Genomic DNA, 11298 nt, shown 5'->3' on the forward strand with positions numbered 1-11298 from the left:
ATCAGGGGTGGAAATTAGGGCGAACGCCCACTGCCGCCTCGAAACTCATGGGTTTACCATCGCGCATTATGTCCATGGTAACGGTTTCTCCCGGGTGCACTCTGGCTACCTGGTTCATCGATTGGCGGCCCGTGGCGGCGGGCGTACCATCAATTCGCAGTATCACATCACCGGGCAGCAAACCGGCTTGCGATGCTGGCCCGTCGCGGTATAGCCCAGAAATAACCAGGCCGGTATCCGTATCTACTCCAACCGTCTTGGCCAGTTCAGCGGTGAATGGCTGAACCTCCACGCCTAGCCAACCGCGCACCACACGGCCATGCTCAATGATGTCCTGCATCACCTCGGTGGCAAGCTTGACCGGAATGGCAAAGCCAATCCCCTGTGATCCCCCCGACTGGGAAAAGATAGCGGTGTTGATGCCTACCAGGTTCCCCGAAGTGTCGATCAATGCACCGCCGGAGTTGCCCTGGTTGATAGCGGCATCGGTCTGAATAAAGTCCTCGTAGGTATTGAGGCCTAGCTGATTGCGGCCGGTCGCGCTGACGATACCCATAGTCACGGTTTGCCCTAGTCCGAAGGGATTGCCGATCGCCAGCACCACATCACCTACAGCTTGCTCGCGGGCACCGCTGATGGATATCGAGGGCAGGTCATTCAGCTCGATCTTGAGTACGGCCAGATCGGTTTCAGGGTCGGTGCCAACCAGTGTGGCCAGTGTCTGACGTCCATCGCGCAAGGCCACCAGAATCTCTTGCGCGCCGGCAATCACATGGTTGTTGGTGAGCAGGTAACCGTCCGGGCTGAGTATGACTGCCGAACCCAAGCTGGAATTGCGCTGTGTTGGTGAGGGTATGGTGTCGGCGTAGTCACCGGTAGAGGGGTTGGGGATTGTTGTAGTATCGAGGGGGTTGGCCGGGCGTTTACTGGTGTAGACGCTGGCGACAGCGGGTGCAGCACGCTGTACCGCCAGCCGATATGAGGAGCGTTGATTGCTGTCCTCATCTTCGATCGGCGCCACGTCCAGAACAGGCAGCACAAGCGTATTCGCCGGGGCTCCAAGTATTTCCGGATAGGACTTCACCAGCACCAGTGCCACCAGCACACCACAGATGACTGGCCAACCCCAGTCGCGCATCAACCCATTCATCGATCAGTCAGTCCCTAGCCTACCCACATGTATTGGCATTCAATAGGCGACAGTATAAGGGGATCGTACTGAGAATACAGGTGTTCCGCCCGACCGGCGGGGAACTGGCAAAAGCTCTCTTCAGAGCAGACAATAGGATCTCGCTTTATGAAAAGAGGATGTCCAATGGTGGAACGTACGAGACTGGTCGCCTACTGCAATACGTTGCTGGAAAGCCACGCATTCCAGGATTATTGCCCCAACGGTCTGCAGGTAGAGGGTGCCTCGCAGGTGCAGCGGCTGGTTACTGGCGTGACCGCTAGCCAGGCATTGGTCGATGCGGCGGTTAAGGCCGGCGCGCAGATGCTGCTGGTTCATCATGGGTATTTCTGGAAGGGCGAGCCGGCAGTGATCACCGGCATTAAACAGCGCCGCCTGAAAACTCTGCTGGGCAACGATATGAATCTACTCGCCTATCACCTCCCGCTCGATGTTCACGCCGAGCTGGGCAATAATATTCAGTTGGCAAAATTGTTTGGCTGGACCGTACTCGGTGGTCTGGAGCCAGACAATCCTCGCTCTGTCGGGTTATATGGCGAACTGCCCGAAGCTATCGGCGGCACTACGCTGGCCGGGCAGCTGGCGGTTGCCCTTCAGCGTGAGCCACTGCATATCGCTGGCAATGACCGGCCGATCAAGCGCATTGCGTGGTGCACCGGTGCAGCCCAAGATTACATCGAGCGCGCCATTGCATTGGGAGTCGACGCCTATATAACCGGTGAAGTATCAGAGCCAACCGTACACGCTGCCCGGGAAAACGGCATTCACTTCTTCGCTGCGGGACATCATGCGACCGAGCGCTACGGAGTAAAAGCCCTGGGCGAGCATCTGGCGGCCCAATTTGGCATTGAGCACCAATTCATCGACATTGATAACCCTGTCTGAGCAATCACCTGCGAGTATTCGCGAGCTATATCTATATGCTTTAAAGGTATTAAAAAGCATCTTATTAGATTGCTTGGGCTTTGTTACAATGCGTTGAAATGAACTCGGGATGCCTGGCGTCCCCTCGATATCGCGAGTACGTCATGCTGGAAAAACTGACCCATCTCAAGCAACTGGAAGCAGAAAGCATCCACATTATTCGGGAAGTGGCCGCCGAGTTCCAGAACCCGGTAATGCTCTACTCGATTGGCAAGGACTCGGCCGTCATGCTCCATTTGGCGCGCAAGGCATTCTATCCGGGCCGATTACCATTCCCCGTCTTGCACGTGGATACCGGCTGGAAGTTCCGCGAGATGTACAGCTTTCGCAAGCGCATAGTCGAGGAAATGGACCTGGATCTGCTGGTGCACAAAAACGCCGAGGGTGTAGCTCAGGGTGTGGGTCCCTTTACCCATGGTAGCGCAGTGCATACCGATATCATGAAAACCCAGAGCCTCAAGCAGGCGCTTGATAAATATGGTTTCGACGCCGCATTCGGCGGTGCCCGCCGTGACGAAGAAAAATCACGGGCGAAGGAGCGGGTCTATTCCTTCCGTGACAAGCATCACCGTTGGGATCCCAAGAACCAACGACCCGAGTTGTGGAACATTTACAACGGCAAGGTGAATAAGGGCGAGAGCATCCGCGTCTTCCCCCTGTCGAACTGGACCGAGCTGGATATCTGGCAATATATCTATCTGGAAAGCATCCCGATCGTACCTCTGTACCTGGCCGCTGAACGCCCGGTCGTTGAGCGTAATGGCTCTTTGATCATGGTCGATGACGATCGCATGCCACTGGAAGAGGGTGAAGTGCCACAAATGAAAATGGTCCGCTTTCGTACCCTGGGTTGCTACCCCCTCACCGGCGCAGTGGAATCGACCGCCGCTTCATTGCCGGAGATTATCCAGGAAATGCTCCTGACCCGCACATCCGAGCGCCAGGGCCGCGTGATCGACCACGATCAAGCCGGTTCCATGGAAGAAAAGAAACGTCAGGGTTATTTCTAAGCGCAGCTCAGTCCGGAGAATTACATGACTCACCAGTCCGATTTGATTAGCCAGGATATCCTGGCGTACTTGGGCCAGCACGAACGCAAGGAATTGCTGCGCTTTCTTACCTGCGGTAACGTCGATGACGGCAAAAGCACCCTGATCGGGCGCCTGCTGCACGATTCCAAGATGATCTATGAAGATCACATGGAAGCGATTACCCGCGACTCCAAGAAATCCGGTACCACCGGCGAAGAAGTCGATCTGGCATTGCTGGTTGATGGTCTGCAGGCCGAGCGCGAGCAAGGTATTACCATTGACGTAGCCTACCGCTATTTTTCTACCGCCAAGCGCAAGTTCATCATTGCTGACACCCCCGGCCACGAGCAGTACACCCGCAACATGGCAACGGGCGCGTCGACCTGTGATCTGGCGATTATCCTTATTGATGCCCGCTACGGCGTGCAAACCCAGACCAAGCGTCACAGCTTTATTGCCTCGCTATTGGGTATCAAGCATATCGTTGTGGCCGTGAACAAGATGGACCTGAAGGATTTCGATCAGGGTGTATTCAATCAGATCTGCGATGACTACCGTGAGTTTGCCAGCGGGCTGGAAATGCTCGACGGTAACAGCGTGCATTTTGTCCCGATGTCCGCGCTCAAGGGCGACAACGTTGTCAACCGTAGCGAACGTAGCCCTTGGTATACCGGTCAGACCTTGATGGAAATCCTTGATACTGTCGAAGTGGCGGCTGATCGCAACCTCACAGATTTGCGCTTCCCGGTTCAGCTGGTCACCCGGCCAAACCTGAACTTTCGAGGCTTTGCCGGCACATTGGCGTCCGGTGTGGTGCACAAGGGTGATGAACTCGTTGTGCTGCCCTCGGGCAAGAGTAGTCGGGTCAAATCGATTGTCACTTTTGATGGTGAACTGGAAAGTGCTGGTCAGGGTCAAGCCGTTACCTTGACCCTTGAAGACGAGATCGATATTTCCCGCGGCGACGTTCTTGTGCACATCGATAATCGTCCGCTGATCGGTGATCTATTCGAGGCCAGCCTGGTCTGGATGGACGAACAACCCATGCAGCCGGGTCGTAAATACGACATCAAACGTGCCACCAGCAACAGCCCCGGTTCCTTCACTCGCATCGTGCACCGTATCGACGTCAATACCCTGGAAAAGCAGGAAGCGCCGCAACTGGGCTTGAACGAGATTGGCCGCGTCGAGCTGTCCCTTGAGCGCCCAATTGCCTATGACGATTACCGGGCCAATCGCACCACGGGTTCGTTTATCGTCGTTGATCGCATGACCAATGGCACCGTCGGCGCGGGCATGATCGTCGCCAAGGGACTACTCGGCCAGAACACAACCGGCAGCCGGCATGGCGGATTCGCCCACGTGACGGCTTCTGAGCGGGCCCAGCGCTTTGGTCAGGAACCGGTGACGCTGCTGTTCACAGGTTTGTCCGGTGCAGGCAAGAGCACATTGGCTTATGCGGTGGAGCGAAAGCTGTTTGATAGCGGCCGGGCGTGTTACGTCCTGGACGGTACAGAGTTGCGTCAGGATCTGAGCAAGGGCCTGCCGCAGGATGCAGCCGGTCGCGCCGAAAACCTACACAAGGGGGCACGTATTGCCCGGCAGATGAATGAGGCTGGCCTAATCGCCCTGGGCGCGTTTGTAGCACCCACCGCAGAAAGTCGCGCTCACGCACGCTATATTCTGGGTGAACGCTGCTTGATGGTGTATCTGAATACACCCATGGATGTCTGTCAGGAACGCGACCCGTCCGGCCTCTATGCTGCGAATACCGAGGGCACAGTCCCCGGTGTGTCGTATCCGTATGAGGCGCCGATCGATGCCGACCTGGTACTCGATACCAGCATGCAGAATCTGGAGAACTGCGTCGCCGAAGTGATAGCGCTGCTCAGAACGCGCAAGCTCATCTGAGTATTTGCCTGATGAAATCTGCTGATATCGACTTCATGCGCCTGGCACTGGCCGAGGCGCAGTTGGCTGCCGACCTCGGCGAGGTGCCGGTTGGTGCTGTGCTGGTGCACCAGGGGAAGGTAATCGGCCGCGGCTTCAATCAGCCGATCAGCAGTCACGATCCCAGTGCCCACGCCGAGATGGTTGCCCTGCGCCAAGCATCCCTTGCGCAGAGCAATTATCGGCTGCCGGGCACAACCCTCTACGTCACGCTCGAACCCTGCACCATGTGCGCGGGGTTGCTGATTCACAGTCGCGTCTCACGTCTGGTATTTGGTGCCAGTGAGCCCAAGGCTGGTGCGGTTGTGAGTCGTAGTCAGGTATTCGAACAGGCCTGGATGAATCACCGCATCGAGGTGGAGGAAGGTGTGCTGGGGGATGAGTGCGCTGAACTTCTGTCGTCTTTCTTTCGTGCCCGACGCTGAACAGATCAGGGGCATAGGCACTTAAAAGTCAGATGGTAGGCGGTCGAGAATACCTGGGGCATGGTATTGCTCGGCTTCCGCTTGAGCCATTTCGGTCTGTGGTTGAGTTACCCACTGAAGAATTTCGTGATAGCGACGTATGTTCTGCACGTAGTGCACCGGCTCGGCGCCGCGGGCGTAGCCGTAGCGAGTCTTGCTATACCATTCCTTTTTCGACAATAGCGGCAGGTGATCTTTGACGTCAATCCAGCGATTCGGGTCGCGGCCGTTGCTGCGGGTAAGATTGCGCGCATCATCCAAGTGCCCAATGCCTATGTTGTAGGCGGCCATCGCGAACCAGGTGCGATCCGGCTCGGGTATATCGGTAGACAGCTGATCGCGCACCCAGATCAGGTAACGGGCCCCACCAAAGATACTTTGCTTGGGATCAACCCGATTGGTCACGCGCACGAACTTCGCTGTGGGCAAAGTCAGCATCATGATCCCGCGCACCCCGGTAAATGAAACCGCATCCGCGTCCCAGAGAGATTCCTGATAGCCCATTGCGGCCAGCAGGCGCCAGTCGAGCCCGTATTGGTCGCCGGCCTGGCGAAACAGCGATTCGTATTGTGGTAGGCGCTGTTGCATGTGCCGGGCGAAGCCGCGGGCGCCTACATAATCCAGTACGTCGGCATGGCCGTAGAAACGTTCGACCAACTGATCCAGTGTACCGTCGGCGCGGATGCTGGCAAAAAACACATCGACTGCCTGCTGCAGGCTGTCGTCTTCACCTGGAGGCAGGGCCCAGACCATGGGCTGCGGTTCCGAAAGATCAAAACCAACCCGTACTGCAGGATAAAAAGCCTGATTGACTACCAGCTCGTTGGAATACACTACCGCGTGGTCTATTTCGTCGTCGTTGACTAGCCGCAGGAGATCGACTACTTCGACTCTATCCGACTCTTCGAACACTAACTGTGGATGATCGATCTGCAATTCACGTAGCTGGTCTGCCAGCGTACTGTCCTTGAGTACCATGATGCGCTTGCCGTACAGATCTTCTATAGTGCGTGGTTGCGGATCGCCACGGCGATAGACCACTTGAGAGATCACATCCATGTAGGGTGTTGAGAAACGTACCTGGTCAGCGCGCTGGGGATTGACAGTGATACCCGCTGCGCCCAGGTCTGGTCCGGTCGCTGATGCCATCTGTTGATAAAAATCGTCTAGTGTATCGATCGTCTGCACATCCAGTTCCAGATTCAGGCTGTCGGCAAAGCGCTTGCTCAGCTCGAACTCAAGTCCGGTGTTACCGTGGCGGTCCTGATAGAATGTAGTGGGGGTGTTGCGGGTGACCATGCGAACCGTGCCCTGGTCGCGCATTTGCTCCAGGCGGGAGGTGGGCTGCTCGCAACCCGACAACAGCGCCGCAACAAGGACGCTGGCCGATAGCGGCAGCAGTGCGAATCGAATTATTTTTGCTGGCATGGCACTAGTATAGGCAAAAGTATGGAGCGTAAATAGCTGCTTGCTGTTCGACCATGTGTCACTCGCCTGGCATGGCCCCGACGGCCAGCTTGGGGTATCCTGTGCTCCTTCCTTTTTTCCTTTCTCCGAGGCCGTAACCAGCATGCATACACTGCGTGGCGCCCCAGCCCTTTCTCCATTTCGCCGTGACAAACTCCTCGCCCGACTGCAGGAGCGGGTTCCCGGCGTGAGCGCCGTCTACGCCGAGTTCATGCACTTCGCCGAGCTGCAAGAAGCGCTTGATGAAGCACAGCTGGAAGTGATCGAGCGCCTGCTCCGGTATGGCCCCTCGGTTCCGGTAGAAGAGCCTCAGGGCAGTCAGTTTCTGGTTGTGCCGCGGTTTGGCACTATTTCCCCGTGGTCCAGCAAGGCGACCGACATCGCCCATAACTGCGGCCTGCAGGCTGTGGTTCGGCTGGAGCGCGGCATTGCCTATCACGTCAGTGGTGAACTCAGCGATACTGATCACCAGCAGGTGTCAGCTCTGTTGCACGACCGGATGACCGAACGCGTTTTGGCTGATATCGACGCCGCGGCAGATCTGTTTCGCCACGCCGAGCCCCTGCCATTTGAACGGGTGGACATCCTCGCGGGCGGCCGCGACGCGTTGGTAAAAGCTAACCTCACCCTAGGCCTGGCACTGGCCGACGACGAAATCGATTATCTGGTCACCAGTTTCAAAGAGCTCGGACGTAATCCGAGTGACGTCGAGCTGATGATGTTCGCCCAGGCCAACTCCGAGCATTGTCGCCACAAAATCTTCAATGCCACCTGGGACATCGACGGCCAGGCGCAGGACAAGAGCCTGTTCGGCATGATCAAGAACACCTACCAGTTGAACAGCGAAGGCGTGTTATCTGCCTACAAGGATAACGCCTCGGTGATCGAAGGCTTCGTTGCCGGACGTTTCTTTCCGGTTGCCGGCACTGGCGAGTACCGGGCTCATGAAGAGCCTGTGCACATCCTCATGAAGGTTGAAACGCATAATCATCCCACGGCCATTGCCCCTTTCCCCGGCGCAGCAACAGGATCGGGCGGCGAAATTCGTGACGAAGGCGCCACCGGTCGCGGCGGCAAGCCCAAAGCCGGTCTTGCCGGATTCACCGTCTCCAACCTGCGCATCCCCGGCTATGTTCAGCCCTGGGAAGAAGATAACGGCAAGCCCGACCGCATTGTCACCCCGCTGCAAATCATGATTGAAGGTCCGCTGGGCGCGGCTGCGTTTAATAACGAGTTTGGCCGCCCCAACCTGACGGGCTACTTCCGTACGTACGAGCAGACTGTCAGTTCGCCCCGCGGCCCTGAAATCCGCGGTTACCACAAGCCGATCATGATCGCCGGCGGCCTGGGCAATATTCGCGCCGGTCACGTCGAGAAAGCCGAGATACCGGTTGGCGCCAAGCTGATCGTACTCGGCGGCCCAGCGATGCTGATTGGCCTGGGTGGCAGTGCTGCTTCGTCCATGGACACCGGCAGCAGCGCCGAGGATCTTGATTTTGCCTCGGTACAGCGCGAGAACCCAGAAATGGAACGTCGCTGCCAGGAAGTAATTGACCGCTGCTGGCAGCTTGGCGACAAGAACCCGATCCGCTTTATTCACGACGTGGGTGCCGGTGGCCTGTCCAACGCCTTCCCCGAACTGGTGAATGACGGTGGTCGCGGTGCTCGTTTTGAGCTGCGCAACATACCCAACGACGAACCCGGCATGAGCCCGCTGGCGATCTGGTCGAACGAATCCCAGGAACGCTACGTGATGGCCGTGGATAACAGCGATTACGATCGCTTCCAGATCATCTGCGAGCGTGAACGTTGCCCCTTCGCGGTAGTGGGTGAAGCAACTGAAGAACAACTGCTCACCCTGAGCGACAGCCATTTCGATAATCAACCAGTCGATATGCCCCTCTCGGTACTGCTGGGCAAACCGCCACGCATGCACCGCAGCGTCGAGCGTGAGGACGCCCCTAGCGACTCGTTCGATGCCAGCGTTCTACCGCTTGAAGAGGCCGTTAACCGTGTCCTGCGTCTACCGTCGGTGGCCAGCAAGAGCTTTCTGATTACCATTGGTGATCGTAGCATCACCGGTCTGGTCGCCCGCGATCAGATGGTCGGCCCCTGGCAGGTACCGGTCGCCGACTGCGCCGTAACCGCCACCAGTTTTGATGTGCACACCGGTGAAGCCATGGCCATGGGCGAGCGTACCCCGTTGGCATTGTTGGACGCTCCTGCTTCAGGACGCATGGCCGTGGCTGAAGCCATCACCAATTTGATGGTCGCGCGTATTGATCGCCTGTCGGATATTCGCCTCTCGGCGAACTGGATGGCGGCTGCCGGCCACCCGGGTGAAGATGCCCGTCTATATGATACAGTCCATGCAATCGGTATGGAGCTGTGCCCGGCACTGGGTATTACTATCCCGGTGGGCAAAGACTCGATGTCGATGAAAACCCGCTGGGAGAACTCAGGCGAAGAACGCAGCGTGACGTCGCCCCTGTCTCTGGTGATCACCGGTTTTGCCCCCGTGCAGGACGTGCGCGCCACCCTGACTCCGCAACTGCATCTTGACCAGGGTGATACCGACCTGATCCTGATTGATCTGGGTCGTGGCCAGAATCGTCTTGGCGGTTCCGCGCTGGCGCAGGTATATAACAGCATCGGTCAGGCAGCGCCGGATCTGGATGACGCCGAAGACCTCAAAGCCTTCTTTGCTGTTATTCAGGGCCTCAATCAGGATGAACTGCTGCTGGCGTATCACGACCGCTCCGACGGCGGCTTGCTGACCACGCTGGCCGAGATGGCCTTTGCCGGGCATTGCGGCCTGCAGATTCAACTCGATGTATTGGCCGACGCCGCCAGCGAGCTGCCCGCTGTGCTGTTCAACGAAGAGCTGGGCGCTGTGATCCAGGTACGCCAGAGTGATACTGAAGCCGTGCTCAGCCAGCTCTCGGCCGCTGGCCTCGGTGATTGCAGCGCCGTAATCGGTCAGCCGCAAATCGCCCAGAACTTCAGCTTCAACTTTGCCGACGACGATGTGCTCACCGGTTCACGGGCAAGCTGGCAGCGTGCCTGGAGCGAAACCAGCTGGCACATCCAGCGCCTGCGCGACAACCCCGATTGTGCGGACCAGGAATTCGAGCTCTTGGCCGATGACGCCAACCCCGGCCTGCAGGCATTGCTCAGCTTCGACATCAACGAGGATGTTGCCGCCCCCCATATTGGCGGCAGCGTCCGCCCGCGTATTGCCATACTGCGTGAGCAGGGCGTCAACGGTCAGGTCGAAATGGCCGCCGCATTCACCCGCGCTGGTTTCACTGCCGTCGACGTCCACATGAGCGATATTCTCAGTGGCAGGGTACATCTGGAAGAGTTCCGTGGTCTGGTGGCCTGTGGCGGCTTCTCCTATGGCGACGTGTTAGGTGCGGGTGAAGGCTGGGCCAAGTCGATTCTCTTCAATGCCCAGGCACGCGAAGACTTCAGCGCCTTTTTTGCGCGGCCCGATACATTCGCCCTCGGCGTCTGCAACGGCTGCCAGATGCTTTCCAACCTGCGCGAACTTATCCCCGGCAGCGAGCACTGGCCGCATTTCGTGCGCAACAGCTCGGAGCAGTTCGAGGCACGGGTAGCCATGGTGGAGATTCAACCATCGTCGTCGATTTTCTTCAACGGCATGGTTGGCTCCCGATTGCCCATCGCGATTGCCCACGGCGAAGGCCATGCCGAGTTCGCTGACACCGCCGCCGTGGACGCCTGTGAGGCGAGTAACAGCGTCACCATGCGGTATATCGATAATCGCGGACGCATGACCGAGCGTTACCCGGCCAACCCCAACGGTTCCGCTCGCGGTATTACCGGCCTCACCACCCGCGACGGCCGGGTCACCATCATGATGCCGCACCCGGAACGGGTCTTCCGCGCCTCGCAAAACTCCTGGCACCCCAGTGAGTGGGGCGAGGACGGCGCCTGGATGCGCATGTTCCGCAACGCGCGGGTCTGGGTCGGCTAAGCCGCAGCCGATCGAGCACAGCATAACCCCGGCAACTGCCGGGGTTATGCTGTGTGGCTCCGTCACCCCGCCTGGAAATGTCCTTGGACAATCCACGCTGCTGTGGATTACCCTCGAAACAAGCAAAGGAATGCCAGAAACATCCCGCCCTCAGGCACGGACAGCCTGCACCTCTCGCAACATACCGTTAACGCACTCTTCCACTTGTCCGTGAATAGGGCAAGGCGTTAGCGTGCCTGAAAAAAGCTCAGCCAAGGGGGCTCTGCACACTGA

General features: G+C 58.0%; 7 protein-coding genes. 5 read left to right on the forward strand and 2 right to left on the reverse strand.

Features of this window, described 5'->3' with window-relative positions; translation table 11 throughout:
• Position 1: 1 nt before the first annotated feature.
• A complete protein-coding gene (locus ACJAXR_RS07355; RefSeq protein WP_415057609.1) occupies positions 2-1150 on the reverse strand; it encodes a S1C family serine protease in 1149 nt (382 codons plus the stop codon).
• Positions 1151-1315: 165 nt separating this feature from the next.
• Between ACJAXR_RS07355 and ACJAXR_RS07360 the strand changes: the two genes are divergently transcribed.
• The 4 genes from ACJAXR_RS07360 (at position 1316) to tadA (ending at position 5519) form a co-directional block, all read left to right on the forward strand.
• A complete protein-coding gene (locus ACJAXR_RS07360) occupies positions 1316-2074 on the forward strand; it encodes a Nif3-like dinuclear metal center hexameric protein (RefSeq protein WP_415057610.1) in 759 nt (252 codons plus the stop codon).
• Between the two features lie 143 nt (positions 2075-2217).
• Positions 2218-3123 carry a sulfate adenylyltransferase subunit CysD gene (cysD, locus tag ACJAXR_RS07365; RefSeq protein ID WP_415057611.1) on the forward strand — a complete coding sequence of 302 codons (906 nt, stop codon included), beginning with the start codon at positions 2218-2220 and terminating at the stop codon, positions 3121-3123.
• A 24-nt stretch (positions 3124-3147) separates the two neighbouring features.
• Entirely contained in the window at positions 3148-5055 is a 1908-nt protein-coding gene (cysN, locus tag ACJAXR_RS07370; RefSeq protein ID WP_415057612.1) for a sulfate adenylyltransferase subunit CysN, read from the forward strand.
• Positions 5056-5066: 11 nt separating this feature from the next.
• A complete protein-coding gene (gene tadA, locus ACJAXR_RS07375) occupies positions 5067-5519 on the forward strand; it encodes a tRNA adenosine(34) deaminase TadA (protein ID WP_415057613.1) in 453 nt (150 codons plus the stop codon).
• 21 nt (positions 5520-5540) lie between these two features.
• Here tadA and mltF read toward each other — a convergent pair whose 3' ends face one another.
• The gene (gene mltF / locus ACJAXR_RS07380; RefSeq protein WP_415057614.1) at positions 5541-6986 is read right to left on the reverse strand and encodes a membrane-bound lytic murein transglycosylase MltF; all 1446 of its coding nucleotides are present in this window, start codon (positions 6984-6986) and stop codon (positions 5541-5543) included.
• A gap of 142 nt (positions 6987-7128) precedes the next feature.
• Here mltF and purL point away from each other — a divergent pair, with 142 nt between their 5' ends.
• Positions 7129-11025, forward strand: a complete 3897-nt coding sequence (gene purL / locus ACJAXR_RS07385) for a phosphoribosylformylglycinamidine synthase (protein WP_415057615.1) — start codon at positions 7129-7131, stop codon at positions 11023-11025.
• Positions 11026-11298 lie beyond the last annotated feature (273 nt).

Origin of the sequence: Halopseudomonas sp. (assembly GCF_047631575.1) — a bacterium.
GTDB lineage: Bacteria > Pseudomonadota > Gammaproteobacteria > Pseudomonadales > Pseudomonadaceae > Halopseudomonas.